The 26267-nt window shown below is 37.1% G+C and carries 29 protein-coding genes; 25 read left to right on the top strand and 4 right to left on the bottom strand.

Annotated elements, in window-relative coordinates; translation table 11 throughout:
- Positions 1 to 36 precede the first annotated feature (36 nt).
- Positions 37 to 192, bottom strand: a complete 156-nt coding sequence (locus tag PQF83_RS12425) for a sporulation histidine kinase inhibitor Sda (protein ID WP_000850094.1) — start codon at positions 190 to 192, stop codon at positions 37 to 39.
- Between the two features lie 247 nt (positions 193 to 439).
- Here PQF83_RS12425 and PQF83_RS12420 point away from each other — a divergent pair, with 247 nt between their 5' ends.
- The 8 genes from PQF83_RS12420 to PQF83_RS12385 all read left to right on the top strand — a co-directional run bounded on the left by PQF83_RS12420 (position 440) and on the right by PQF83_RS12385 (position 5569).
- Positions 440 to 952, top strand: a complete 513-nt coding sequence (locus PQF83_RS12420; protein WP_000765311.1) for a YqeG family HAD IIIA-type phosphatase — start codon at positions 440 to 442, stop codon at positions 950 to 952.
- 3 nt (positions 953 to 955) lie between these two features.
- Entirely contained in the window at positions 956 to 2062 is a 1107-nt protein-coding gene (gene yqeH / locus PQF83_RS12415) for a ribosome biogenesis GTPase YqeH (RefSeq protein ID WP_000140795.1), read from the top strand.
- Positions 2063 to 2077: 15 nt separating this feature from the next.
- A complete protein-coding gene (gene aroE / locus PQF83_RS12410; RefSeq protein ID WP_000812102.1) occupies positions 2078 to 2911 on the top strand; it encodes a shikimate dehydrogenase in 834 nt (277 codons plus the stop codon).
- 5 nt (positions 2912 to 2916) lie between these two features.
- Positions 2917 to 3210, top strand: a complete 294-nt coding sequence (yhbY, locus tag PQF83_RS12405; protein WP_000955224.1) for a ribosome assembly RNA-binding protein YhbY — start codon at positions 2917 to 2919, stop codon at positions 3208 to 3210.
- A gap of 131 nt (positions 3211 to 3341) precedes the next feature.
- Complete coding sequence (gene nadD / locus PQF83_RS12400) at positions 3342 to 3911, top strand: nicotinate-nucleotide adenylyltransferase (RefSeq protein ID WP_001233255.1); 570 nt, start codon at positions 3342 to 3344, stop codon at positions 3909 to 3911.
- Entirely contained in the window at positions 3901 to 4470 is a 570-nt protein-coding gene (gene yqeK, locus PQF83_RS12395) for a bis(5'-nucleosyl)-tetraphosphatase (symmetrical) YqeK (protein WP_001078247.1), read from the top strand. The genes nadD and yqeK overlap by 11 nt, the downstream gene beginning before the upstream one ends.
- Positions 4467 to 4823, top strand: a complete 357-nt coding sequence (gene rsfS / locus PQF83_RS12390; protein ID WP_000653200.1) for a ribosome silencing factor — start codon at positions 4467 to 4469, stop codon at positions 4821 to 4823. The genes yqeK and rsfS overlap by 4 nt, the downstream gene beginning before the upstream one ends.
- Positions 4820 to 5569, top strand: a complete 750-nt coding sequence (locus tag PQF83_RS12385; RefSeq protein WP_001105568.1) for a class I SAM-dependent DNA methyltransferase — start codon at positions 4820 to 4822, stop codon at positions 5567 to 5569. The genes rsfS and PQF83_RS12385 overlap by 4 nt, the downstream gene beginning before the upstream one ends.
- Positions 5570 to 5740: 171 nt before the next feature.
- On the opposite strand, the gene comER is transcribed toward PQF83_RS12385, so the two are convergent.
- Positions 5741 to 6568 (bottom strand): late competence protein ComER, encoded by an 828-nt coding sequence (gene comER, locus PQF83_RS12380; protein WP_001020541.1) that lies wholly within the window; start codon positions 6566 to 6568, stop codon positions 5741 to 5743.
- A gap of 77 nt (positions 6569 to 6645) precedes the next feature.
- Between comER and PQF83_RS12375 the strand changes: the two genes are divergently transcribed.
- The 3 genes from PQF83_RS12375 (at position 6646) to PQF83_RS12365 (ending at position 10202) form a co-directional block, all read left to right on the top strand.
- Positions 6646 to 7245: a helix-hairpin-helix domain-containing protein gene (locus PQF83_RS12375; RefSeq protein ID WP_000989939.1), complete on the top strand. Its 600-nt coding sequence runs from the start codon at positions 6646 to 6648 to the stop codon at positions 7243 to 7245.
- Positions 7246 to 7308: 63 nt separating this feature from the next.
- Positions 7309 to 7866: a ComE operon protein 2 gene (locus PQF83_RS12370; RefSeq protein ID WP_000439783.1), complete on the top strand. Its 558-nt coding sequence runs from the start codon at positions 7309 to 7311 to the stop codon at positions 7864 to 7866.
- A gap of 14 nt (positions 7867 to 7880) precedes the next feature.
- Complete coding sequence (locus PQF83_RS12365) at positions 7881 to 10202, top strand: DNA internalization-related competence protein ComEC/Rec2 (protein WP_001162021.1); 2322 nt, start codon at positions 7881 to 7883, stop codon at positions 10200 to 10202.
- 26 nt (positions 10203 to 10228) lie between these two features.
- On the opposite strand, the gene PQF83_RS12360 is transcribed toward PQF83_RS12365, so the two are convergent.
- Complete coding sequence (locus PQF83_RS12360; RefSeq protein WP_000997609.1) at positions 10229 to 10363, bottom strand: YqzM family protein; 135 nt, start codon at positions 10361 to 10363, stop codon at positions 10229 to 10231.
- Positions 10364 to 10708: 345 nt separating this feature from the next.
- On the opposite strand from PQF83_RS12360, the gene holA reads away from it, so the two are divergent.
- The gene (holA, locus tag PQF83_RS12355) at positions 10709 to 11719 is read left to right on the top strand and encodes a DNA polymerase III subunit delta (RefSeq protein ID WP_001279919.1); all 1011 of its coding nucleotides are present in this window, start codon (positions 10709 to 10711) and stop codon (positions 11717 to 11719) included.
- 84 nt (positions 11720 to 11803) lie between these two features.
- Here holA and rpsT read toward each other — a convergent pair whose 3' ends face one another.
- Positions 11804 to 12061, bottom strand: coding sequence for a 30S ribosomal protein S20 (gene rpsT, locus PQF83_RS12350; RefSeq protein ID WP_001274011.1), 258 nt, complete (start codon positions 12059 to 12061; stop codon positions 11804 to 11806).
- A gap of 181 nt (positions 12062 to 12242) precedes the next feature.
- Between rpsT and gpr the strand changes: the two genes are divergently transcribed.
- The 13 genes from gpr (at position 12243) to rpsU (ending at position 26260) form a co-directional block, all read left to right on the top strand.
- Complete coding sequence (gpr, locus tag PQF83_RS12345) at positions 12243 to 13346, top strand: GPR endopeptidase (RefSeq protein ID WP_000662638.1); 1104 nt, start codon at positions 12243 to 12245, stop codon at positions 13344 to 13346.
- The gene (locus PQF83_RS12340; protein WP_000534316.1) at positions 13346 to 13708 is read left to right on the top strand and encodes a YqxA family protein; all 363 of its coding nucleotides are present in this window, start codon (positions 13346 to 13348) and stop codon (positions 13706 to 13708) included. Before gpr ends, PQF83_RS12340 begins: the two co-directional genes overlap by 1 nt.
- Positions 13709 to 13918: 210 nt before the next feature.
- On the top strand, positions 13919 to 15742 hold the full coding sequence (gene lepA, locus PQF83_RS12335) for an elongation factor 4 (protein WP_001030957.1): 1824 nt from the start codon (positions 13919 to 13921) through the stop codon (positions 15740 to 15742).
- Positions 15743 to 15873: 131 nt separating this feature from the next.
- Positions 15874 to 16248: a winged helix-turn-helix transcriptional regulator gene (locus PQF83_RS12330; RefSeq protein ID WP_001293546.1), complete on the top strand. Its 375-nt coding sequence runs from the start codon at positions 15874 to 15876 to the stop codon at positions 16246 to 16248.
- 52 nt (positions 16249 to 16300) lie between these two features.
- Entirely contained in the window at positions 16301 to 17440 is a 1140-nt protein-coding gene (gene hemW, locus PQF83_RS12325; protein WP_025991619.1) for a radical SAM family heme chaperone HemW, read from the top strand.
- Positions 17441 to 17573: 133 nt separating this feature from the next.
- A complete protein-coding gene (gene hrcA / locus PQF83_RS12320) occupies positions 17574 to 18590 on the top strand; it encodes a heat-inducible transcriptional repressor HrcA (RefSeq protein WP_000954950.1) in 1017 nt (338 codons plus the stop codon).
- Positions 18591 to 18711: 121 nt separating this feature from the next.
- On the top strand, positions 18712 to 19290 hold the full coding sequence (grpE, locus tag PQF83_RS12315; protein ID WP_000392720.1) for a nucleotide exchange factor GrpE: 579 nt from the start codon (positions 18712 to 18714) through the stop codon (positions 19288 to 19290).
- A 26-nt stretch (positions 19291 to 19316) separates the two neighbouring features.
- On the top strand, positions 19317 to 21152 hold the full coding sequence (gene dnaK, locus PQF83_RS12310; RefSeq protein ID WP_000034690.1) for a chaperone protein DnaK: 1836 nt from the start codon (positions 19317 to 19319) through the stop codon (positions 21150 to 21152).
- Positions 21153 to 21356: 204 nt separating this feature from the next.
- Positions 21357 to 22472 (top strand): chaperone protein DnaJ, encoded by a 1116-nt coding sequence (dnaJ, locus tag PQF83_RS12305; RefSeq protein WP_000043935.1) that lies wholly within the window; start codon positions 21357 to 21359, stop codon positions 22470 to 22472.
- A gap of 28 nt (positions 22473 to 22500) precedes the next feature.
- Positions 22501 to 23439: a 50S ribosomal protein L11 methyltransferase gene (gene prmA, locus PQF83_RS12300; protein WP_000872108.1), complete on the top strand. Its 939-nt coding sequence runs from the start codon at positions 22501 to 22503 to the stop codon at positions 23437 to 23439.
- Between the two features lie 144 nt (positions 23440 to 23583).
- Positions 23584 to 24333 (top strand): 16S rRNA (uracil(1498)-N(3))-methyltransferase, encoded by a 750-nt coding sequence (locus PQF83_RS12295; protein WP_001190152.1) that lies wholly within the window; start codon positions 23584 to 23586, stop codon positions 24331 to 24333.
- 6 nt (positions 24334 to 24339) lie between these two features.
- Positions 24340 to 25692, top strand: a complete 1353-nt coding sequence (gene mtaB, locus PQF83_RS12290) for a tRNA (N(6)-L-threonylcarbamoyladenosine(37)-C(2))-methylthiotransferase MtaB (RefSeq protein ID WP_000108677.1) — start codon at positions 24340 to 24342, stop codon at positions 25690 to 25692.
- Positions 25693 to 26086: 394 nt separating this feature from the next.
- Complete coding sequence (gene rpsU / locus PQF83_RS12285; protein ID WP_000048061.1) at positions 26087 to 26260, top strand: 30S ribosomal protein S21; 174 nt, start codon at positions 26087 to 26089, stop codon at positions 26258 to 26260.
- The last annotated feature ends 7 nt before the right edge of the window (positions 26261 to 26267 follow it).

Here is a 26267-nt window from a genome sequence, read left to right as displayed (position 1 = left end):
ACAAGTTAGTTACTTAAAATTTCACTTTATATGTAATCAAGACGATTTGACGAGCTTGTCCTCTAATGAGCGTCTAATAATTTCTTGTTTTATAAGTAAAATGAAGTCGGGATTTAATTTTAGTTCTTTTGCTTTATAATAAGACTCAGTGAGTAACTCAGTAGATAACTGTTCCATATGTTTTGTTTTCAAGGTGAGTCACCTCCTAATAATATAAGGATTGATTCGTTGTTGCATTTAATGTACCAAAAAAATATGACAGTCACAAACGGGTGGTTATCCACATACCTAGGTGGATAAAATGTGTATAGATTGTTAGTAAATTCCAAATTAACCGAAAAATTAATGTGGAAAATGTGTACAATTTTATCCACAGGCCATATATCGAAATATGTTGTCGAAAAATTTTTATGAAAACTCCTCAAAGAGGTGAAAGAAATTGAAACTATTTTTACCAAATGAATATGTGAAAAATGTATATCATGTTCAACCAGAAGATTTGAAAAAACGTGGAATTAAAGGTGTTATTACTGATTTAGATAACACTTTAATTGAATGGGATCGTCCAAATGCAACGCCACAACTTGAAGAATGGTTTTTGAAAATGAAAGAGCAAGGCATTCAAGTAACGGTCGTTTCAAATAATAATGAGCAACGAGTGAAAGATTTTGCTGATCCATTAGGCATTCCATTTATTCATAGTGCGCGTAAGCCATTTGTTCGTGCGTTTAAGCGTGCGATACGAGAGATGCAGTTGCAACCAGATGAAGTTGTAGTAATTGGGGATCAGTTACTGACAGATGTGCTAGGTGGAAACCGAGTTGGACTGCATACAATTTTAGTTGTACCAGTAGCACAAACAGACGGATTAGTAACGCGCTTTAATCGAAAAATTGAACGAAGAATTATGAGAAACATGAAGAAAAAAGGTTTAATTAACTGGGAGGAATAAAGTTTGACTGAAACAATTAAATGTATTGGTTGCGGTGTAGAAATTCAAACAGAAGATAAAAATGAAGTGGGATATGCTCCTGCCTCATCTTTAGAAAAAGAACAAGTCATTTGTCAACGCTGTTTTCGATTGAAACATTATAACGAAATTCAAGATGTCTCATTAACAGATGATGATTTCCTACGTATTCTAAACGGTATTGGAAAATCGGATGCGTTAGTAGTTAAAATTGTAGATATTTTCGATTTTAATGGTAGCTGGTTACCTGGCTTACATCGTTTCGTGGGAAATAATAAAGTATTACTTGTTGGGAATAAAGCGGATTTAATTCCTAAGTCAGTAAAACATGATAAAGTAAAGCATTGGATGCGCTATAGTGCAAAGCAGCTAGGATTAAAGCCAGAAGATGTCTTTTTAATTAGTGCAGCGAAAGGACAAGGGATTGCTGAGCTGGCAGATGCGATTGAGTATTACCGCGGCGGAAAAGATGTTTACGTTGTTGGATGTACAAATGTAGGGAAATCAACATTCATTAATCGTATGATTAAAGAATTTAGTGATGAGACTGAAAATGTAATTACAACATCTCATTTCCCAGGAACAACGCTTGATTTAATTGATATCCCGTTAGACGAAGAATCTTCTTTATATGATACGCCAGGTATTATTAACCACCATCAAATGGCTCATTATGTTGGAAAACAAAGCTTAAAGCTTATTACACCAACAAAAGAAATTAAGCCAATGGTATTCCAATTAAATGAAGAACAAACATTGTTCTTTAGCGGATTGGCACGTTTTGATTACGTAAGTGGCGGTCGTCGCGCATTTACTTGTCACTTCTCAAATCGTTTAACAATCCATCGTACAAAGCTTGAGAAAGCAGATGAATTGTATAAAAATCATGCAGGGGATTTACTAAGCCCGCCAACACCAGAAGAATTAGAAAATATGCCAGAGTTAGTGAAATACGAGTTTAATATTCGTGAACCAAAAACGGATGTTGTATTCTCTGGATTAGGATGGGTTACTGTGAACGAACCGGGAGCAAAAATTGTTGCACACGTACCAAAAGGAGTAAGTGTTTCATTGCGTAAATCTTTAATTTAATATGGAGAGGGATTTATGAAACAATTATATGGTGTAATCGGAAATCCAATTGGACATTCATTATCACCCGTTATGCATAACGATGCATTTGAACACTTGAATATGGATGCCTATTATCATGCCTTTCTTGTTAAAGAGGAAGTGCTAGGGGAAGCAGTAAGAGGTTTAAAAGCGTTAGGTATTTCAGGATTTAATGTAACAACTCCGCACAAAGTTGCGATTATGGATTATTTGGATGAGATTGACCCGCTAGCAAAACAAATTGGTGCAGTAAATACGGTGGTTCATAAGGATGGGAAATTGATTGGCTACAATACAGATGGAATTGGTTTTGTCAAAGCGCTACAGTCAATTAGTAGTGAACCACTTCAAGAGAAACGTATTTTATTGCTTGGCGCAGGTGGTGCTAGTCGAGCTATTTATTTTTCACTTGCTGATGTAGGTGTAAAAGAGATTGATGTAGCGAATCGTACAGTAGATAAGGCGAAAGAACTTATTACTGCATGTACGGCTACTGTTCATTCTGTTGCTTTATCGTTAGAGGAAGCAACAGAAGAACAAGAGAATTATGATATTATCATTCAGACGACAACGATAGGTATGCATCCACGTGTCGAACATACGCCGTTACAAATTTCTTCGTTGAAAAAGGGAACGATTGTATCAGATATAATTTATAATCCATTTGAAACGAAAATTTTATGTGAGGCGAAAGAGCAAGGTGCAATCATTCAAAATGGTATTGATATGTTTGTTTATCAAGGAGCGCTTGCATTTGAAATGTGGACAGGTTGCGTACCGAATATTGAACGAATGAAACAATTAGTTATAAGAAAGCTTGGAGGCTAACATATATGTTAACAGGAAAACAAAAAAGATTTTTACGTGCACAAGCACATCATTTAACACCAATTTTTCAAGTAGGAAAAGGCGGAGTAAATGAAAATATGATTAAACAAATTGCAGATACTTTAGAAGCTCGTGAGTTATTTAAAGTAAGTGTGCTACAAAACTGTGAATTCGATCGCCGTGAAGTTGCAGAAGAACTTGCAAAAGGTGCACGTGCGGAAATCGTTCAAGTAATTGGAAGTACAATTGTTTTATACAAAGAATCAAGAGAAAACAAGCAAATTAAACTTCCTCGATAAAAATAGCATATGTTATTTTTATCACTAGTAATGGTGTAGAGATCGAAACCAATTGAACTTTTATTAACAGTAAACTCTCTTCGGATGGAAATGAAGAGAGTTGCTGTATGTAAAAGGAAGGGGCGTTTCTTTTGAGAAAAGTTGGCATCATTGGCGGTACATTTGATCCGCCACATTATGGACATTTGCTCATTGCAAATGAAGTATATCATGCTTTGAATTTAGAAGAAGTATGGTTCTTACCGAACCAAATTCCGCCGCATAAACAAGGGCGGAATATTACAAGTGTAGAAAGTCGCTTACAAATGTTAGAACTTGCGACTGAGGAAGAGGAACATTTTTCTATTTGTTTAGAAGAGCTAAGCAGGAAGGGCCCATCTTATACGTATGACACTATGCTACAATTAACGAAGAAGCATCCGGATGTGCAGTTTCACTTTATTATTGGTGGAGATATGGTTGAGTATTTACCGAAGTGGTATAACATTGAAGCGTTACTTGATCTTGTAACGTTTGTTGGGGTTGCAAGACCGGGTTATACATTGCATACACCTTATCCTATCACCACTGTAGAAATTCCGGAGTTTGCAGTTTCTTCATCTTTATTACGTGAGAGATATAAAGAGAAGAAAACATGCAAATATTTACTTCCTGAAAAAGTACAGGTATATATCGAGAGGAATGGGTTGTATGAATCGTGAGGAAGCACTTCATATTGTGAAACAACAAATGCATGAAAAACGTTATATACACACAATTGGTGTAATGGAGACGGCAATTGAACTTGCTAAATTATACGGTGTGGATGAAAAAAAGGCTGAAGTTGCAGCTATATTCCATGATTATGCGAAGTGTAGAGCGATTTCAGAGATGGAAGAGATCATTAAAAGTGAAGGTTTGCCGAAAGATTTACTTTGTTATAACAAAGAGTTATGGCATGCACCTGTTGGGGCATACTTAGTAGAAAAAGAAGTAGGTATTACAGATTCTGAAATCCTGCAAGCTATTACATATCATACAAGTGGTCATGAGAAAATGACGATGTTAGATAAAGTAATTTATGTAGCTGATTACATTGAGCCTGGGCGAAAGTTTCCAGGGGTGGAGGAAGCTCGTAAACTCGCATATACGGATATAGATCAAGCTTTATTATTTGCGCTAAAGAGAACAATTCAATTTTTAATGGAAAAAGATCAAACGATTTATCCATTAACATTCCAAACATACAATGCAGTTATCAAGGAGGAAATGAGTAAATGAAAGATAAAGATTTATTAGTATTAGCAGCAAAAGCAGCTGATGATAAGAGAGCAGAAGATATGGTTGTCCTAAATATGCAAGGTATTTCACCAATTGCAGATTATTTCATTATTTGTCACGGTAATTCAGATAAGCAAGTGCAAGCAATTGCACGTGAAATTAAAGCGAAAGCACACGAGTTCCAAATCGACGTACAACGTATGGAAGGTTTTGACGAAGCTCGCTGGGTATTAGTTGACCTTGGAGATGTAGTTGCTCATGTATTCCATAAAGATGAGCGTAATCACTATAATTTAGAGCGTCTATGGGGCGATGTGCCACGTGAAGATATTACAGAAGAGTTAGGCCAATGAACTACGAGCAATTTGCGTTGCTGTACGATGAACTAATGAATGATGTCCCTTATGATAAATGGGTGGAATTCACAGAGGAAAGCTTGCAGCAAGCGGATATGAAAGAGGCGAAGATTCTTGATGTAGCATGCGGTACTGGTAATGTAACGCTTCCGCTTGTACAAAAGGGTTACGATGTAATCGGTGTCGATCTTTCAGAAGAAATGTTAGCAGTCGCACAGCAAAAACTAGGCGAGGCAGGATATTTTATTCCTTTTTACCAACAAGATATGCGGGAGCTTGATGTTCCAGGTGAGTTTGACTGTGTAACGATCTTTTGTGATTCATTAAACTATGTATTGCAAGAAGATGGAGTGCAAGAAACATTCCGAAGAGTGTTTCATCATTTACGTCAAGATGGTTTGTTTTTATTTGATGTACATTCTTTATATAAAATACATCATGTATTTCAAAATGAAACATACACAGTGAATGGAGAAGAAATATCTCTTATTTGGAATTGCTTCCCTGGTGAAGATTCAAACAGTGTAGAACATGATTTAACATTCTTTGTTCAAGACCCAGAAGAAGATGTGTACCATCGTTTTGACGAATGTCACGTACAACGTGCATATCCGGTTGAAGAGTTAACGAAATGGCTTGAAGAAGCTGGTTTTACAGTGCTTCGTGTAACTGGTGACTTTGAGCGACTTGAAGTTACAGAACAAACAGAGCGTATTTTCTTCATGGCGAAGAAAAACGGATAAAACAAAAGCAACCGAGAAGGTTGCTTTTGTTTTGTGAAGAAGCTGTAATTTTAGTTCTAGGATAATAAGAAAATGACATACGTGGATTGTGAAAAAGCTAGTTTAAGTAAAAATGTAATGTGAAAAATTAAGTATTTATAAAAAGGATTTGGAATGACGATGACGTATTTGTTATGTGTGTTTATTGAATTGCTGATCAACGCATTTTAAATCTTCATCAAATTTCTCGTGTGTCCGCTCGATTAATTTATGAAACATATCTCCAACATGTTCTTCTAAAACCCGAATACCTTCTCCTGTAACGCCGCCTTTCACACATACTTTTTCTTGTAAAGTAGGCAATGTGAAAATTCCTTTTTCGAGTAGTTTCCCCATTCCAACGACCATTTCACTTACTAAAGTAGTGGCTTCTTCATGTGTAATATTTGTTTTATCTACAGCAGCATTAATGAAACATTGTAATAAATAACTAAAGAATGCAGGGCCGCAGCTTGCTATATCAGATGAAACGCGCGTTATATCTTCTTCTATTACAAGGGGAGTAGAAATGTTTTTGAATAAGCGAAATAGTTTTTGTTGCCATTCTTCAGAGCAGTTACTTCCAAATGTAAATAGTGATGCGCCGGATAGGGCGCGGTTTGTAATGCTCGGAATAATACGGGCAACATGGCAAGGTACAAGTGTCTCTAATTGTGATGGAGATATTGGACTTGTGATAGAAACTAAGCACTTTTCATCAGAAAAATGTTCAGCGTATTTTTGCAAGATTGGGTATATATCTATCGGCTTTACGCAAATAAAAATAAGATGTGATCGTTCGATTACCTCATCAATAGTTTTGGCTATATGAACAGAAGGGTGTTTTTCCTTTATATGATATGCTTTGGCGGGCGTCCGATTAATGATCGTAAGGCACGAAGGTTTGACAGCACGGGTTTCTAAAAATGCATCGATTAGTATATTCCCCATGTTTCCTGTCCCTATAATTCCTATGTTCAATGTTTCATCCCTCCTTCGTAACAGCTTTCTCCTAAACAATATGAATGATGTTATAAATTTATGATTAGAGGTGAAAAATGATGTGGGATTTTCCAAAGAAATGGTTAGGATTAGTTGCTATTATTGGAACTGTGCTTTTTCTTATTTTCTGGAAAACGAATGAGCATACAGAGCGATCAGTTATTGCAACGGATGTTCAAGCGAAAGATATAGAGAAGAAAAGTAAACCGAAAATATCGGATACAAAGCAGCAGAAAAAAATAATTGTAATTGATATGAAAGGGGCTGTTGTTAAAGAGGGGGTGTATGAAATGAAAGAAGGGGACCGGGTCAAGGATGCTATTGAAAAAGCAGGTGGTTTTTTGCCTGAGGCAGATAGGATGAAGGTAAATTTAGCACAAATGGTACAAGACCAAATGATTCTTTACGTACCGAATAAAAACGAACAAGTGCAAGAAGTAGCTGCTGTTTCAAAGGGAGAGGGAAAAGTTCAAATAAATGCAGCTTCTAAAGAACAACTTGAAAAAATTACAGGTATTGGTTCTCGGAAAGCAGAAAGTATTTTGAAATATCGAGAGGAACATGGTCCGTTTCAAAAAATAGAAGATTTGTTAGAGATTGATGGGATTGGTGTGAAGTCTTTGGAGAAAATAAAAGATCAAATTATTATTCCGTAAAAGATTGACGAAGTTTTTCTTCATTCGCTACACTACAAGTAGACAAAAAAGTAGGTGAAGAATATGGAACGAATTTCATGGGATCAATATTTTATGACGCAAAGCCATTTGTTATCTTTACGTAGTACATGTACAAGGCTTGCAGTAGGAGCGACAATTGTTCGTGATAAACGAATTATTGCTGGTGGATATAATGGTTCAATTAAAGGTGGCGTACATTGTATAGATGATGGATGCTACGTTATTGACAATCATTGTGTTCGTACAATTCACGCAGAAATGAATGCTTTATTACAATGTGCAAAATTTGGTGTGAAAACGGAGGAAGCGGAAATTTATGTTACGCATTTTCCTTGTTTACAATGTTGTAAGGCGATTATTCAAAGTGGTATTACAGCAGTTTATTATGCACAGGATTATAAAAATCATCCGTATGCCGTAGAGTTATTTGAAAAAGCGAATGTAACGGTGAAACACGTTCCGCTAGAATATGATATTGCAGCATTAGAGGATCAAAAACGTCATATGGAGTTAAAAGAACTATTTGCATCTTTAGAAAAAGAGAACTTATCAATGGAAGAATTACAGCATGTATTCACGAAAGCAAAAATGATGCTATAAGGAGTGGGTATGAGTTGCAAGGACAATGGGGCTATGTTGCAATCTCATTTATAATAGGGATTGCAATTGCCTTCTCCTCTTCAGTTGTATTGCTAACTTGTTGTCTCGTTGTATATGTTTTCTTTTGTTTATATCGTACTTCGCGTAAAACCTTCTTTTATTGTATGATAGCGTGTTTTAGTGGCGCTATGTACACCGCGTATGTTCAAGGGCAAAACAAGCCTCTGAGAGAGTCCTATGAAGCTACAAGAGGAGTGATACATACTACACCTCTTATTAACGGCGATCGCCTCTCATTTCAAGTTGAAGATCAGAATAAAAATATAGTGCAGTTAAGTTACAAAATGAAATCAGCCTCGGAAAAGAAACAAATGCGACAATTACATGCAGGAGTATCATGTGTATTCGAAGGTGAGAGGAAAGAACCACAAATAGCTCGGAATTTTCATGGTTTTAATTATCGTGATTATTTATATAAGCAAAATATTCATTTCATATTGGACGCTACATATATTTCTGAATGCCATAAAATATCGTTGTCACTGGTGCAGTGGATTCTTCTTTTGAGGCAACAAGCAATCTCAGAAGTTACAGAAATGTTTCCAGAACAATCAGGTGCTTTTATGAATGCATTAGTATTTGGTGATAGACAACAAATGACATTTGAAGTTGAAGAGCAATATCAACAATTCGGTCTCGTGCATTTGTTGGCGATTTCAGGATCGCATATCGTATTGTTAATGGTAATCGTGTATTTTATTTTGCTAAGAAGCGGTGTGACAAGGGAGGTAGCGACAGTATGTCTTATCTTCTGCATTCCTCTATATATGATTTTAGCAGGGGCGTCACCATCTGTTATAAGAGCTTCTCTAACAGGAGTTTTCATGTTAATTGCTTTTATGTGTTCTATTCGTTTATCTAGCTTAGATGCTTTAAGTATAACAGCTATATGTATGCTTATATTTGATCCATATCTCGTGTTTAATATTGGTTTTCAGTTTTCTTTCGTCGGTAGTTTTGCTTTACTTTTATCTGCCCCGCTTTTACTAGAGAGTGGTAATGGAGTAATTCGAAATTCTATTTATATTTCTTTCATTTCACAGCTCGTTAGTACTCCGATTTTGTTATATCACTTCGGTTATTTTTCTCCATATAGTATTTTCTTAAATATCCTATACGTTCCGTTTTTATCTCTCGTTGTATTGCCGTGCAGTATTGTTATTTTGATATGTATACCAATCATTCCGTTTCTGGCAAAAAGGCTTGGGAATGTATTATCAATAGGTTTGAATCTTTCTAATGATTTTTTAAGTTATTGCGAAAACTTACCATTTACCCGTCTTAATTTCGGACAAACACCTATACTTCTTGTAGCCCTATATTGCGTGAGTATTATTAGTATATTGATGGTTTGGGAAAGGCGAATGACGAAGGGGATTCTGTTTATATCTGCGGGTGTATTTCTTTTTATTAGTACATGCCATTATGTATATCCGTATTTTCGAGAAAGTGGGAGTGTTACCTTTCTCGATGTTGGACAGGGAGATGCAATATTAATTCGCCTCCCGTATGATCAAGAGATTTACCTTATTGATACTGGTGGAACAATTCGTCCAAACAAGGAAGAATGGCAACGTAAAAAGCATGAATTTTCTGTCGGAAATGATATTTTGATTCCTTATTTACAAAAGGAAGGTATTAAAAAGATCGATAAATTAATTATAACGCATGGAGATGCGGACCATATAGGTGCTGCACAAGAGTTGTTATCAAATATAACCGTAAAAGAAGTTGTATTTGGCCGAAAGGAACAAGATGCGGAATTAGAAAAAATAGTAAAGAAACAGGCTTTAGAAAAGGAAGTGAAAATAAGAGAAGTGAGAGAAGGAGAAAGTTGGAGCATAAATGGAGCGGAATTTTTCGTATTAGCGCCAACAGGGAAGAAGAGCAGTGAAAATAACGCTTCAATTGTAATGTTGGCAAAATTAGGAGGACTAACGTGGTTGTTTACAGGTGATTTAGAAGAAGAAGGTGAGAAGTTTTTAGTAGCTACGTATCCAGAGTTGCGAGCGGATGTTTTAAAGGTTGCTCATCATGGGAGTAATACGTCATCTACAACAACTTTTCTGAGCGTCGTACAGCCTAATATAGCCGTTATTTCTGCCGGTGAGCGTAATAGGTATGGGCACCCCCATAAGGACGTTATAGAGCGTTTTGAGAAGAGGGGGATTGAAATATGGCGTACGGATAAGCAAGGGGCTATCTCCTATGTTTTTAAAGGGGAAAACGGAACCTTTCGCAGCAAAATCACATATGATGAAACACATAATAGATAAAAAAGACTGCCAGTAAGCAGCAGTCTTTAAGAACCGATAAATTTAATAACAGTTGCAATGATGAAAAGTGTTGCGAAAAAACCAAATGAGACGATAAATCCTACCCCTGAATCAATAGCGTCATTGCGTTTACTTTGAACGTTTTGTTCAAAATCATTCATTTAGAATCCCTCCCCAACATTCCACTTTAGTATAAAATATTGTCAGAAAAAAATCTACAATTTCCATGTGAGGAGAAATAGAGCGTTTTTACTACTTTTAGATCATGAAGTAATGTGAATTTTTGTTTCCAAGCATGTTAACAGTTGGCACTTATACTCGAATTTTTATTGCGAATAATAAAGGGAAGGTGATTACCGCACACCAATAAGAAACCCGGGGCTTATTGCGTGGCGTTTAATATAAATAAAGGGACGGGTTATATTGCCTGTTCCTTTGTACTTGTAAAACAAAAGCTAGGGCATTAGTATAAATATATATTGCCAAGTTAGGGAGTAGGAAAAAGTATGAGTGATATACATAAAAAGATTAAAAAGAAGCAGTTTGCTCCGTTATATTTACTGTATGGAACGGAAGCGTTTTTTATAAATGAAACGATAAAGCTTATTACAACAGAAGCGCTTGAAGAGGAAGATCGCGAGTTTAATGTTGTTACATATGATTTAGAAGAAGCGTATTTAGAAGATGTGGTTGAAGATGCACGTACACTTCCTTTTTTCGGAGAACGTAAAGTGTTATTAATAAAATCACCACTCTTTTTAACTTCACAAAAAGAAAAATTGGAACAAAATATAAAAATTTTAGAAGAATATATCGGGGAACCTTCTCCCTTTTCTATTCTTGTTTTTGTTGCGCCTTACGAAAAGCTGGATGAACGAAAAAAAATTACAAAACTATTAAAGAAAACAGCGGATGTAGTAGAAGCGAATGCAATGCAAGTGCAGGATGTTCAGAAGTGGATTGTTGCTCGGGCGGATGAAGTACATGTGCATATTGATCATGCGGCTGTTAGTTTGTTGTTAGAGCTTGTGGGAAGTAATGTAACAATGTTGGCGAAGGAAATGGACAAGTTAACGTTATACGTCGGTATGGGCGGAGAGATTACACCAAAACTCGTTGCAGAGCTTGTACCAAAATCAGTTGAACAAAATGTGTTTGCTTTGACAGAAAAAGTGGTGAAAAAAGATATCGCGGGTGCGATGCAAATTTTGGATGGATTATTTACGCAGCAGGAGGAACCTATTAAATTGCTTGCGTTATTAGTAAGTCAATTCCGTTTACTGCATCAAGTGAAAGAGTTACAGCAGCGTGGTTACGGCCAAAATCAAATCGCGTCTCATATTGGTGTGCATCCATATCGTGTAAAATTAGCGATGAATCAAACGAAGTTTTTCTCTTTTGAAGCATTAAAAAAAGTGATAATGGAATTAGCGGAAGCTGATTATAGTATGAAAACGGGAAAAATGGATAAAAAACTTGTGCTCGAGTTTTTCTTAATGCGGTTAAATCATATGTGATGAAACAAAAAAAGTTCACGTGCTAAGAGCGTGAACTTTTTTGTATATAAAAAAACGATCCGAATGGATCGTTTTTTAAACGCCTTACGCGTTTACTTGTTTCGCTAAGCGAGATTTTTGACGAGCTGCAGCGTTTTGGTGGATAAGACCTTTACGAGCTGCTTTGTCAAGTTTTTTAGAAGCAGTTTTGAAAGCTTCTTTAGCATTTTCAAGATCGTTATTAGTAACTAAAGCTTCTACAGTTTTAACAGCAGAACGCATGTCAGACTTGATAGAAGCGTTATGTGCACGACGCTCTTCGCTAAGTTTAGCGCGTTTGATAGCAGATTTGATGTTTGCCATACTTTTCACCTCCCTGGTGCAATCGAATGACTCGATTCTTAACATAGAACAAGTGATATTCTATCAAACGGTGAAGAGAATTGCAATAGTATATCCATGAAATTTCACGTAAAGGAAAGAATGACCTTATATAACTTTGGGAAATCTAACGATATTTACTATGAATGACGGAGGAGATACGATGAAAGAACCACTAGATTTAAGTAAATATAGTGTTAGAACGGACCTTGCTGTAGAGGCACATCAAATGCTGCAAGAGCGCCAAGAAGAGCAACAAGGGATACAAGGAGTTGTTGTAAAAGAGAGGGAAGAAGAAGGTATTACCATTACAAAAGTAACGATTGATGAAGTTGCCTCGGAATCGATGGGTAAAAAACCTGGAAATTATTTAACGCTTGAAGTACAAGGTATACGTCAACAAGATACGGAGCTGCAACAAAAAGTAGAGCGTATTTTTGCAAAAGAATTTTCTTATTTCTTAGAAGAGGTTGGCGTTACGAAAGAAGCGAGTTGTTTAATTGTTGGTCTTGGAAATTGGAATGTAACGCCGGATGCGCTTGGACCGATAGTTGTAGAAAATGTATTGGTAACGAGACATTTGTTTCAATTGCAACCTGAAAGTGTAGAAGAAGGGTTTAGGCCTGTTAGTGCAATTCGGCCGGGGGTAATGGGGATTACAGGAATTGAAACGAGCGATGTTATTTATGGAATCATTGAGAAGACAAAGCCAGACTTTGTCATTGCAATTGATGCATTAGCTGCTCGTTCTATTGAAAGGGTAAATAGTACGATACAAATTTCTGATACAGGAATTCATCCAGGGTCGGGTGTTGGGAATAAACGTAAGGAACTCAGTAAAGAAACATTAGGTATTCCTGTTATCGCAATTGGTGTTCCGACTGTGGTGGATGCCGTTTCGATTACAAGCGATACAATTGATTTTATTTTGAAACATTTTGGCCGGGAGATGAAAGAAGGAAATAAACCTTCCCGATCTTTGTTGCCGGCTGGTTTTACATTTGGAGAAAAGAAAAAATTAACAGAAGAGGATATGCCGGATGAAAAGAGCCGGAATATGTTTTTAGGTGCTGTAGGTACACTGGAAGATGAAGAGAAGAGAAAATTAATTTATGAAGTGTTATCTCCTCTTGGTCATAATTTAATGGTGACTCCGAAAGAAGTGGATGCTTTCATAGAGGATATGGCAAATGTAATAGCAAGTGGTTTAAATGCAGCGCTGCATCATCAAATTGACCAAGATAATACAGGAGCATATACACATTGATGGGAAGTGACGATAATCATGTAAGCCGCTTTTCGCTTTTATGTATATGTAGTGTGGCTATATGCTTACTTATGGTAATAGCAGGGGTGGCACTTGCAAATCATGGGTTGAAAAGTATGAAAGGTTATCAGCAAATGTCGTATGAACAAATCGCTCATATGACAGGAACAAAAGGTGAGGCCACTGAATCAGAAACTTTGGAAGGTTCGTTTTCCGCTACTGAAAAACAAAAACAATTAGAAAGCTTAAAAAGTTTTAATATTGTAGAAGGAATGGGTATGGCGATAGCAAGCGTTGCCTATGAAATAACAAAGTTTGGAACAGATATAGTTGTTGGGAAAGTAAAAGGGATTTTTAGTTAAGAGTCAAACGGAGGACGGTTGTTTTACAGGTTTGTAAGACAGCCGTTCTTTAATTTGAAAAAGGTTTGTCTCTTATGGTTTGTTCGCATAAGATATAAATAGAATGATTTGTATTGTAAGCAGCACGAGTTTTCATTGAATCTTTGCTGCTCTATTGATATAATCAGTGCTAGTGTATATTGGCGAGACTATTAGGAGTTGAGAACATAGATGAACAAAGAAGAAAGAGCAAAAAGACAGTCCAAAATTCGTAATTTCTCTATCATTGCTCATATTGACCACGGAAAGTCAACGTTAGCAGACCGTATTTTAGAGAAAACAAACGCGTTAACACAACGTGAAATGAAAGCTCAGTTGCTTGACTCTATGGATTTAGAGCGTGAGCGTGGTATTACAATTAAATTAAACGCAGTACAATTAAACTATAAAGCAAAAGACGGCGAAGAATATATTCTTCACTTAATTGATACACCAGGACACGTCGACTTTACGTACGAAGTATCTCGTAGTTTAGCGGCTTGTGAAGGTGCAATTCTTGTAGTAGATGCAGCGCAAGGTATTGAAGCGCAAACGTTAGCGAACGTATACTTAGCGCTTGATAACAATTTAGAAATTTTACCGGTTATTAATAAAATCGATTTACCAAGTGCAGACCCAGAGCGTGTACGCCAAGAGGTGGAAGATGTAATTGGGTTAGATGCATCAGAAGCTGTACTTGCTTCGGCAAAAGCTGGGATTGGTATCGAAGAGATTTTAGAACAAATCGTTGAAAAAGTGCCAGCACCAACAGGTGATTCAGAAGAACCGTTACAATGTATGATCTTTGACTCTTTATATGATCCATACCGCGGTGTAATTGCGTATATCCGTGTTGTAAATGGAACGGTAAAAGTTGGCGATAAAGTACGTATGATGGCAACTGGAAAAGAATTTGAAGTAACAGAAGTAGGTGTGTTTACACCGAAAACTACGCAACGTGATGAGTTAACAGTAGGTGATGTAGGTTTCTTAGCGGCATCGATTAAAAATGTTGGTGACACACGCGTTGGTGATACGATTACACATGCGAAACGTCCAGCAGCTGAGCCATTACCTGGTTACCGTAAATTAAATCCAATGGTATTCTGTGGTCTGTACCCGATTGACTCTGCACGTTACAACGACTTACGTGATGCGCTAGAGAAATTAGAATTAAACGATTCTGCTCTTGAGTTTGAGCCAGAAACATCTCAAGCGCTAGGATTTGGTTTCCGTTGTGGATTCTTAGGACTTCTTCATATGGAAATCATTCAAGAGCGTATTGAACGTGAATTTAAAATTGATTTAATTACAACAGCGCCAAGTGTTATTTATAAAGTATTCTTAACGAATGGTGAAGACATGATTGTCGATAACCCGTCTAATATGCCGGATCCACAGACAATTGATCGCGTTGAAGAGCCATTTGTTAAAGCAGCAATTATGGTTCCGAATGACTATGTTGGAGCTGTAATGGAAATTTGCCAAGGTAAACGCGGAACGTTTATTGATATGCAATATTTAGATGAAACGCGTGTTACTTTGACATATGAAATCCCATTATCAGAAATCGTATATGACTTCTTCGATCAGTTGAAATCAAATACGAAAGGATATGCATCATTTGATTATGAGTTAATTGGTTACAAGCCATCTAAACTTGTGAAAATGGATATTCTTTTAAATTCTGAGCAAGTCGATGCTCTATCATTTATCGTACACCGTGATTCAGCGTATGACCGTGGTAAAGTAATCGTAGAAAAATTAAAAGAATTAATTCCAAGACAGCAGTTCGAAGTGCCAATTCAAGCGACGATCGGAAACAAAGTTGTAGCGCGTTCTACAATTAAAGCGATGCGTAAAAACGTACTTGCGAAATGTTACGGTGGTGACATTTCTCGTAAGCGTAAACTTCTTGATAAGCAAAAAGAAGGTAAAAAACGTATGAAGTCTGTTGGTTCTGTAGAAGTACCGCAAGAAGCATTCATGGCTGTACTGAAAATGGATGACAACTAATAGTTGGAATGAAAAAAGAAGTCGTTTATGCGGCTTCTTTTTTACGTATAATTACTTTTTAGACATCCGAGTAGCTCTCATTTACAATAGTGAGAGAGCTTTTTAGTTCATATAAAGTTAGGAGTTTGTTAATGTCCGAAAATATTCGAAAAGATATTCAAGAAAAAATACAAAATGGCAATTTTAATTGTGAAAAGGAATTGACGCTTTCTATTATTAGTGGAAAGTGGAAAGTTGTGATATTGTGGCATCTTGGTGTGGAAGGGCCTCATCGTTTTAGTGAATTACAGCGATTATTTCCGAGCATTTCTCATAAAGTTTTATCAAACCAATTAAAAGAGTTAATGGAAGATGGGATTGTTGATCGAACAGTATACCCAGAAATTCCACCGCGAGTGGAATATTATATGACGGAATTAGGCATGTCGCTTTTACCAATCGTTGAAATGATGTATGATTGGGGAAAAATGCGAATGGAACAAATTCGTAATACGTTAGAGAAGTAAAAGAAGCCTCCCGAGCGTGGAGGTTTTCTTTTTAGAAAGGTAGGAGTTATTTTTGGTGCAAGCTGCATATATTCATATTCCGTTTTGTCAGCATATTTGTCACTATTGTGATTTTAATAAAGTGTTTATTGAACGCCAGCCGGTCGATCAATATTTAGAGTATTTAGAGAAAGAAATAATAAATACAGTTCAAAAGGTACCGTTTGATAGTATGAAAACGATTTTTGTTGGCGGGGGAACTCCAACAGCATTAAATATGGAACAGACAAAGAAATTATTAAATATTATAAATCGTCGTTTACGTCCGTTTGCCCCGAATTGTGAATTAACATTTGAAGCGAATCCAGGTGATTTGCCGAAAGAGAAATTAAATGTATTGCTAGAAGGTGGAGTGAACCGAATTAGTTTTGGGGTGCAAACATTTCGAGATGAATTGCTTGAGAAAATTGGACGTAAGCATACGAGAGAAGATGCGTTTGTAGCAATTAGAGAAGCGCAGGAAGTAGGCTTTAAAAATATAAATGTAGATATTATTTATGCTCTGCCAGGACAGACGATAGAAGATGTAAAAGAAACATTAGACATTGCTTTTACGCTTGGTGTACAACATTTCTCGGCATATTCATTAATTGTGGAACCGAAAACAGTATTTTATAACTTAATGAATAAAGGGAAATTAAGGCTTCCAGGTGAAGACCATGAAGCGAAAATGTACGAAATGGTAATGGATGAAATGGAGAAACATGGCTATACCCAGTATGAAATTAGTAATTTTTCAAAAGGTAATAATGAAAGTAGACATAATCTCACATACTGGAATAATGAAGAGTATTATGGATTTGGAGCTGGAGCGCATAGTTATGTAAATGGAGAACGTATCCAAAATGTAGGGCCGCTCAAGCAATATTTCAATAAAATCGATGAAACCGGATTTCCGTATTTAGATGTTCACGTGGTGACGGAGAAAGAAAAAATGGAAGAAGAATTGTTCTTAGGACTCCGAAAAACAAAAGGTGTATCTAAAATAGCGTTTCAAAAGAAATTTAATATGGAAATGGATCAAGTTTTCGCGAAGCAGTTACAAAACAACCAAGAACAAGGATTGCTTGAAGAGAGCGATGGATATGTTCGTTTAACGCGAAAAGGAAAATTATTAGGGAATGAAGTATTCCAATCATTTTTGATTGACTAATTAAATGTTCCATTAACGTGAAAAAGTTTCATTATTTCGTGACGTTTCCGTTGACAATTGAATGTCAATTTTGGTAAGTTATTAATAGATTTAGCACTCGAAGACAAAGAGTGCTAACAGAGGTGATGATGAGATGCTTACGGAACGTCAGCTCTTAATTTTACAAACAATTATTGATGACTTTATTGGATCAGCGCAACCTGTTGGGTCAAGGACGTTGGCTAAAAAAGATGAAATTACATTTAGTTCAGCTACTATACGAAATGAAATGGCTGATTTAGAGGAACTAGGATTTATTGAGAAAACGCACAGTTCTTCTGGACGTGTTCCTTCTGAAAAAGGATACCGATTTTATGTAGACCATCTTTTAGCGCCGCAAAATTTACCGAACGATGAAATTGTACAAATTAAAGATTTATTTGCTGAAAGAATTTTTGAAGCGGAAAAGATTGCACAACAATCAGCTCAAATTTTATCAGAGCTTACAAATTATACGGCCATTGTTCTTGGACCGAAGTTAAGCACAAATAAACTTAAAAACGTACAAATTGTTCCGCTTGATCGTCAAACCGCAGTCGCTATTATTGTAACGGATACAGGGCATGTACAAAGCAAAACGATTACCGTTCCGGAATCTGTTGATTTATCAGATTTAGAAAAAATGGTTAATATTTTAAATGAAAAGCTATCGGGCGTACCAATGTCGGAACTCCATAATAAAATCTTTAAGGAGATTGTTACGGTATTGCGTGGGTATGTTCATAATTACGATAGTGCAATAAAAATATTGGATGGTACATTTCAAGTTCCGTTATCGGAAAAGATATACTTTGGAGGGAAGGCAAATATGCTTTCGCAACCAGAGTTTCATGACATTCAAAAAGTTAGATCTTTACTTACCATGATTGATAACGAAGCTGAGTTTTATGATATTTTGCGTCATAAACAAGTTGGTATTCAAGTGAAAATTGGTAGGGAAAACTCTGCGACAGCCATGGAAGATTGTAGTTTGATTTCTGCAACATATTCGATTGGAGAAGAACAACTTGGAACAATTGCAATTTTAGGTCCAACGAGAATGCAATACTCTCGTGTAATTAGTTTGTTGCAGTTATTTACAAGGCAAATTACAGATGGACTAAAAAAATAAAGAATAAAGAAGAATACATTCGCTCAAGTGATAAGCAATACATCACTGTGTGTAATATATAACTATACTTAGGTAATCATGCTATGCATGATACCTAATACCTTTTAAGGAGGTGAAAATTGTGGAAGAGCGTAACGAACAAGTTGTAGAAGAAGTGAAAGAAGAAGTAAAAGAAGCACAAGTTGAAGAAGCCGTAACATCTGAAGACAGCGAAGAAACTGTTGAAGAAAAAAGCGAGGCTGCTCTTTTACAAGAAAAAGTAGATGAATTGCAAGCGAAACTGACGGAAACGGAAGGCCGTATGCTACGTCTACAAGCTGATTTTGAAAATTATAAGCGTCGTGTTCAAATGGATAAACAGGCTGCTGAAAAATATAGAGCACAAAGTCTTGTTTCAGATATTTTGCCAGCTCTTGATAATTTTGAAAGAGCGATGCAAGTGGAAGCAACTGATGAGCAAATGAAGTCCTTATTACAAGGGATGGAAATGGTATATCGTCAATTGTTAGAAGCGATGACAAAAGAAGGTGTAGAAGCGATTGAAGCTGTTGGTAAACAGTTTGATCCTCATGAACACCAAGCTGTTATGCAAGTAGAAGACAGCGAATTTGAATCAAATGCGGTTGTGGAAGAATTCCAAAAAGGTTATAAATTAAAAGACCGTGTAATTCGCCCATCGATGGTAAAAGTAAATCAATAATTTACATAAAAGTAGGAGGATTCGCCATGAGTAAAATTATCGGTATTGACTTAGGTACAACAAACTCTTGTGTAGCTGTTATGGAAGGTGGAGAACCAAAGGTTATCCCAAATCCAGAAGGAAACCGTACAACACCTTCTGTTGTAGCTTTCAAAAATGAAGAACGTCAAGTTGGGGAAGTAGCAAAGCGTCAAGCAATTACAAACCCAAATACAATCATGTCTGTTAAACGTCATATGGGTACAGACTACAAAGTAGAAATCGAAGGTAAAGAATATACACCTCAAGAAATTTCTGCAATCATTTTACAAAACTTAAAAGCTTCTGCTGAAGCATATTTAGGTGAAACAGTAACGAAAGCTGTTATTACAGTACCTGCATACTTCAACGATGCAGAGCGTCAAGCAACGAAAGATGCTGGTCGTATCGCTGGTTTAGAAGTTGAGCGTATCATTAACGAACCAACAGCAGCAGCGCTTGCTTACGGTTTAGAAAAACAAGATGAAGAGCAAAAAATCTTAGTATATGACTTAGGTGGCGGTACATTTGACGTATCTATCCTTGAGTTAGCAGATGGAACATTTGAAGTTATTTCAACTGCTGGTGACAACCGTCTTGGTGGAGATGACTTTGACCAAGTTATCATTGATCACTTAGTAGCTGAGTTCAAAAAAGAAAATAACATTGATTTAAGCCAAGATAAAATGGCACTTCAACGTTTGAAAGATGCAGCTGAAAAAGCGAAAAAAGATCTTTCAGGTGTAACACAAACACAAATTTCATTGCCATTCATTAGTGCTGGAGCTGCTGGTCCATTACACTTAGAATTAACATTAACAAGAGCGAAATTCGAAGAGCTTTCAGCAAACCTTGTTGAAAGAACATTAGAACCAACTCGTCGTGCTTTAAAAGATGCTGGTCTATCTGCAAGTGAATTAGATCGCGTTATCCTTGTAGGTGGTTCTACTCGTATCCCAGCTGTACAAGAAGCTATTAAACGTGAAACTGGTAAAGAACCATATAAAGGTGTAAACCCGGATGAAGTTGTAGCATTAGGTGCTGCAGTTCAAGGTGGCGTACTTACTGGTGATGTAGAAGGCGTACTATTATTAGATGTAACTCCACTTTCTTTAGGTATTGAAACTATGGGTGGTGTGTTCACGAAATTAATCGAGCGTAACACTACAATTCCAACGAGTAAATCACAAGTATTCTCAACAGCTGCTGATAACCAACCAGCAGTAGACATTCACGTATTACAAGGTGAGCGTCCAATGTCAGCTGACAACAAAACGTTAGGACGTTTCCAATTAACGGATATCCCACCAGCACCACGTGGTATTCCACAAATCGAAGTAACATTCGATATTGATGCGAACGGTATCGTTAACGTACGTGCAAAAGATTTAGGAACAAGCAAAGAACAAGCTATTACAATCCAATCTTCTTCAGGTCTTTCTGATGAAGAAGTAGATCGTATGGTAAAAGAAGCAGAAGCAAACGCTGACGCTGACCAAAAACGTAAGGAAGAAGTTGAACTTCGTAACGAAGCTGACCAACTTGTATTCCAAACAGATAAAGTTGTAAAAGATTTAGAAGGTAAAGTAGATGCAGCTGAAGTTGCAAAAGCAACAGAAGCGAAAGAAGCATTACAAGCTGCGATTGAGAAGAACGAGCTTGAGGAAATCCGTGCGAAAAAAGACGCTTTACAAGAAATCGTACAACAACTAACTGTTAAACTATATGAGCAAGCTCAAGCAGCTGCAGGGCAAGCAGAAGGTGCACAAGGAGCACAAGATGCTGGCGCGAAGAAAGACAATGTAGTAGACGCTGAGTTTGAAGAAGTAAAAGAAGACAAGTAATTCAACTTTAAACATAATAAGTAAGATGACAAAAAGTCAAAGTCAAGCGTGCCTTGGCTTTGGCTTTTTTCACGAATGAGAAGGAATGTGTAAGGGTCTTAAGTTTTTTACTTTGCATACTGTAAGTGAGGAAACTTTGTTGCAAAGCACTTTCTTTCGGTGTTAAAATTACGTTTATGTGAAAGATTCGGGGGTTGTAAATTTATGAGTAAACGAGATTATTATGAGGTCCTTGGACTTAGCAAGGGTGCTTCAAAAGATGAAATAAAAAAAGCGTATCGTCGTTTGGCTAAAAAATACCATCCAGACGTAAGTAAAGAAGAAAATGCAATTGAAAAGTTTAAAGAAGTACAAGAAGCATACGAAGTATTAAGCGACGATCAAAAGCGTGCGCAATATGATCAATTTGGTCATGCTGGTGCTAATCAAGGCTTCGGTGGCTTTGGCGGCGGAGGAGACTTCGGTGGTGGCTTCGGTTTTGAAGATATCTTTAGTTCATTCTTTGGCGGCGGTGGCGGCAGACGTCGTGATCCAAATGCTCCGCGCCAAGGTGCTGACTTACAATATCAAGTCACTTTAGATTTTGAAGAAGCTATTTTTGGTAAAGAGTTAAATGTTGAGATTCCAGTAGAAGATCCATGTGATACTTGTAAAGGTAGCGGGGCAAAACCAGGAACTTCAAAAGAAACATGTAAACATTGCTCAGGATCAGGGCAAGTAAGTGTAGAACAAAATACACCATTTGGTCGTATCGTAAACCGTCAAGCTTGCGGTCATTGTTCAGGAACTGGGCAAATCATTAAAGAAAAATGTACGACATGCCACGGTTCTGGTAAAGTTCGTAAACGTAAAAAAATCAATGTTAAAATTCCAGCAGGTATCGATAATGGTCAACAAATCCGCGTATCTGGAAAAGGTGAAGCGGGCGTAAATGGCGGCCCAGCAGGAGATTTATATGTTGTTGTTCATGTAAGAAATCATGAATTCTTTGAGCGCGAAGGAGATCACATTATTTGCGAAATGCCATTAACATTTGCGCAAATGGCACTTGGTGATGAAGTAGAAGTTCCTACTGTTCATGGTAAAGTGAAGCTGAAAATTCCAGCAGGAACACAAACAGGAACAGAATTCCGCCTAAAAGGAAAGGGTGCTCCGAACGTACGTGGATACGGTCAAGGAGATCAATATGTAGTCGTGCGTGTTGTTGTACCGACGAAATTAACTTCACAGCAAAAAGATTTATTGCGTGAATTTGCAGGACAAGAAGAGCAGGATGATAGTTTATTCGGAAAGCTTAAACGTGCTTTCAAAGGGGAATAATGGAAATAAAAAATGGAGTTGGTAAATTGTGAAATGGTCAGAAATTAGTATTCATACAACAGAAGAAGCAGTAGAAGCTGTCTCTCATATTTTACATGAAGCTGGTGCTAGTGGAGTTGCGATTGAGGACCCAGCGGAGTTGACGAAAGAGCGCGAGCAACAATATGGTGAAATTTATGCATTGAACCCAGATGAGTATCCGGCAGAAGGTGTGTTAATAAAAGCATATTTCCCGCAAACGGATTCTTTACATGAAACAATTGCAGGTGTAAAATCATCTATTGATGTGCTTCCATCTTACGACATCGAAATTGGTACTGGAAATATTACCGTTAACGAAGTCAATGAAGAAGATTGGGCTACTGCTTGGAAAAAATATTACCATCCAGTACAAATTTCTGATACATTCACAATTGTACCGACTTGGGAAGAATATACACCATCTTCTCCGGAAGAAAAAATTATTGAATTAGATCCAGGTATGGCGTTTGGGACAGGAACTCATCCAACAACAACGATGTGTATCCGTGCTTTAGAAAAAACAGTACAGCCAGGTAACACAATCATTGATGTAGGAACAGGTTCTGGTGTGCTGAGTATTGCAGCAGCAAAACTAGGTGCGTCTTCTGTTCAAGCATATGATTTAGATCCGGTTGCGGTTGAAAGTGCAGAAATGAATGTACGTTTAAATAAAACAGATGATATCGTGACTGTTGGACAAAATAGTCTTTTAGAGGGTATTGAAGGTCCTGTTGATTTAATCGTAGCTAACTTATTAGCAGAAATTATTCTTTTATTCCCTGAAGATGCAGCAAGAGTTGTGAAGTCAGGCGGATTATTTATTACATCGGGCATTATTGCTGCAAAGGAAAAAGTAATTTCTGAAGCGCTAGAAAAAGCTGGATTTACAATTGAAGAAGTGTTGCGAATGGAAGATTGGGTAGCAATTATTGCACGAAATGCGTAATATAGATTTTAGTCTATAATGAAAAGGGGAGTCTCTCACTATAAGGTGAGGGACTTGCCGTTTGTTATATGAAAAATGATAACGTTTCGTTCTTTTCGTAAGTATTGGCTTACGAAAGGAACGAAACTCTACTAAGGTGATTATATGCAACGTTATTTTGTAGAAGAGAAATATGTAAATGAGACAAGTATTCGCATTGTAGGTGATGACGTACATCATATAGCAAGAGTGATGCGTATGTCAGCTGGTGATCACATTTATTGCTGTGTAAACGGAAAAACAGCCGTATGTTCAATTGATGAAATTACCAGTGAATTTATTCATACGGCTATTGTAGAATGGGTAGAGACGTCAAGTGAACTTCCTGTTTTCGTGACGATTGCAAGTGGACTGCCGAAAGGAGACAAGCTAGAGTTAATTTTTCAAAAAGGAACTGAGCTTGGGGCAGCTGCATTCTTACCATTTCAAGCATCTCGCTCTATCGTAAAATGGGATGCGAAAAAAGCTGATAAAAAAGTTGAGCGTTTAAGAAAAATTGTGAAAGAAGCTGCGGAACAATCACATAGAAGTGAAATTCCAGAAGTACACACCCCAGCATCGTTTAAACAATTGCTGTCAATGAGTGGTGAGTATGATGTTTGCCTTGTTGCTTACGAAGAGGAAGCGAAACAAGGCGAGAAATCTAATTTTGCGAAAGCTTTAACGATGATGAAACCAGGTCAAAAGCTATTGATTGTATTTGGCCCAGAAGGCGGTTTAGCTGAGGAAGAGATTACAGCGCTTCGTGAACATAAATTTGTACCATGTAGTTTAGGACCAAGAATTTTAAGAACAGAAACGGCGCCGTTATACGCGTTAAGTGCTGCTTCGTATCATTTTGAATTGATGGGGTGATGATCAATGTCAACTGTTGCGTTCCATACGTTAGGTTGTAAAGTAAACCACTATGAAACAGAAGCCATTTGGCAATTGTTTAAACAAGGTGGATATGAAAGAACTGAATATGAAAAGAAAGCTGATGTATATGTTATCAATACATGTACAGTAACAAATACGGGAGATAAGAAAAGTCGTCAAGTTATTAGACGTGCTGTTCGTCAAAACCCAGATGCGGTTATTTGTGTAACGGGATGTTATGCACAAACATCTCCAGCGGAAATTATGGCGATTCCAGGTGTAGATATTGTAGTTGGTACACAAGATCGTGAAAAGATGTTAGGATACATCGAAGAATTCCGTAAAGAGCGTCAGCCAATTAATGCTGTCCGCAACATTATGAAAACACGTGTATACGAAGAACTGGATGTACCTTATTTCACGGATCGTACACGTGCATCTTTAAAAATACAAGAAGGTTGTAATAACTTCTGTACATTCTGTATTATTCCTTGGGCGCGTGGTTTAATGCGTTCTCGCGATGGGAAAGAAGTTATTAAACAAGCGCAGCAATTAGTAGATGCAGGCTATAAGGAAATCGTATTAACAGGTATTCATACAGGTGGATACGGTGAAGATATTAAAGATTATAACTTAGCTGGATTACTTCGTGATATGGAAGCGGAAGTAGACGGATTAAAACGTCTTCGTATTTCTTCTATTGAAGCGAGTCAGATTTCAGATGAAGTAATTGAAGTGTTAGATAAGTCTGAAGTAGTTGTACGTCATTTACACATTCCGTTGCAATCTGGATCTAATACTGTATTAAAGCGTATGCGTCGTAAATATACGATGGAATTTTTCCAGGAGCGCTTAGATCGTTTGAAAGAAGCGTTACCAGGTCTTGCGATTACATCAGACGTAATCGTTGGTTTCCCAGGTGAAACAGAAGAAGAATTCATGGAAACATACAATTTCATTAAAGAGAATCGCTTCTCTGAGTTGCACGTATTCCCGTACTCAAAACGTACAGGAACACCTGCAGCGCGTATGGAAGATCAAGTTCCTGAAGATGTGAAGAATGATCGTGTTCACCGTTTAATTGAACTATCTAATCAATTAGCGAAAGAGTATGCATCACAGTTTGAAGGAGAAGTACTTGAAATTATTCCAGAAGAACAATTTAAAGAGGGCGACCGTGAAGGCCTATATGTAGGTTATACAGATAACTACTTGAAAATTGTATTTGAAGGATCAGAAGAATTAATCGGTAAATTAGTGAAAGTAAAAATCACAAAAGCTGGTTATCCATATAACGAAGCGCAATTTGTTCGTGTCCTTGAAGATGATGTGAAAAAGGAATCAGCAAGCGCATAAAGTGAAACTTTAATGAGCGTGGGATTCATTCCCCGCTCATTATTAGCCCGCACCAATCGGGATAAAAAAGCATGCAAACGGAAACGATTTGCATGCTTTCTTTTTTAGTGGAGAAGTTAAGTACTGAAAATGTACGAAATGAGTAGTTTTTCCGTACGTTTCTGCATGAAAAAAGGTATAATGACAAAAATATAGTTGCCTTCAGGGGAAAAGATAACAGCTATCTGCATAGTTTTTGAAAAAGGAAGAGCATCTATTCTTCTTTTATTCTGTCAAATAGTTGACCTGAAGTGATAAAATGTATTATAATCGTAAAAGACATGCTGAAGAAGTGTTTCTTTTTGCATGCTGGAGTTAGTATGTAAGTGTGATGTTTCGGAGGGAGGGAAAGAGAATGTCAAAAACAGTCGTTCGTAAAAACGAGTCTTTGGAGGATGCACTTCGCCGTTTTAAAAGATCGGTTTCTAAAACTGGTACACTTGCTGAAGCAAGAAAGCGCGAGTTTTATGAAAAACCAAGTGTAAAACGTAAGAAGAAATCTGAAGCGGCAAGAAAGCGTAAATTCTAAGAGAGGG

The organism is Bacillus sp. FF-1, from assembly GCF_028548245.1.
Lineage (GTDB): Bacteria > Bacillota > Bacilli > Bacillales > Bacillaceae_G > Bacillus_A > Bacillus_A paranthracis.
The sequence above is the reverse complement of the archived record's forward strand: the minus strand, read 5'-3'. Positions and strand labels throughout refer to the sequence as shown.

Coding starts and splice junctions, on each gene's coding strand:
- aroE (WP_000812102.1), top strand. CDS start 2,078: ATGAAACAATTATATGGTGTAATCGGAAATCCAATTGGACATTCATTA.
- yhbY (WP_000955224.1), top strand. CDS start 2,917: ATGTTAACAGGAAAACAAAAAAGATTTTTACGTGCACAAGCACATCAT.
- yqeK (WP_001078247.1), top strand. CDS start 3,901: ATGAATCGTGAGGAAGCACTTCATATTGTGAAACAACAAATGCATGAA.
- rsfS (WP_000653200.1), top strand. CDS start 4,467: ATGAAAGATAAAGATTTATTAGTATTAGCAGCAAAAGCAGCTGATGAT.
- PQF83_RS12385 (WP_001105568.1), top strand. CDS start 4,820: ATGAACTACGAGCAATTTGCGTTGCTGTACGATGAACTAATGAATGAT.
- PQF83_RS12375 (WP_000989939.1), top strand. CDS start 6,646: ATGATGTGGGATTTTCCAAAGAAATGGTTAGGATTAGTTGCTATTATT.
- PQF83_RS12370 (WP_000439783.1), top strand. CDS start 7,309: ATGGAACGAATTTCATGGGATCAATATTTTATGACGCAAAGCCATTTG.
- PQF83_RS12360 (WP_000997609.1), bottom strand. CDS start 10,363: ATGAATGATTTTGAACAAAACGTTCAAAGTAAACGCAATGACGCTATT.
- holA (WP_001279919.1), top strand. CDS start 10,709: ATGAGTGATATACATAAAAAGATTAAAAAGAAGCAGTTTGCTCCGTTA.
- rpsT (WP_001274011.1), bottom strand. CDS start 12,061: ATGGCAAACATCAAATCTGCTATCAAACGCGCTAAACTTAGCGAAGAG.
- gpr (WP_000662638.1), top strand. CDS start 12,243: ATGAAAGAACCACTAGATTTAAGTAAATATAGTGTTAGAACGGACCTT.
- PQF83_RS12340 (WP_000534316.1), top strand. CDS start 13,346: ATGGGAAGTGACGATAATCATGTAAGCCGCTTTTCGCTTTTATGTATA.
- lepA (WP_001030957.1), top strand. CDS start 13,919: ATGAACAAAGAAGAAAGAGCAAAAAGACAGTCCAAAATTCGTAATTTC.
- PQF83_RS12330 (WP_001293546.1), top strand. CDS start 15,874: ATGTCCGAAAATATTCGAAAAGATATTCAAGAAAAAATACAAAATGGC.
- hrcA (WP_000954950.1), top strand. CDS start 17,574: ATGCTTACGGAACGTCAGCTCTTAATTTTACAAACAATTATTGATGAC.
- dnaK (WP_000034690.1), top strand. CDS start 19,317: ATGAGTAAAATTATCGGTATTGACTTAGGTACAACAAACTCTTGTGTA.
- dnaJ (WP_000043935.1), top strand. CDS start 21,357: ATGAGTAAACGAGATTATTATGAGGTCCTTGGACTTAGCAAGGGTGCT.
- PQF83_RS12295 (WP_001190152.1), top strand. CDS start 23,584: ATGCAACGTTATTTTGTAGAAGAGAAATATGTAAATGAGACAAGTATT.
- mtaB (WP_000108677.1), top strand. CDS start 24,340: ATGTCAACTGTTGCGTTCCATACGTTAGGTTGTAAAGTAAACCACTAT.
- rpsU (WP_000048061.1), top strand. CDS start 26,087: ATGTCAAAAACAGTCGTTCGTAAAAACGAGTCTTTGGAGGATGCACTT.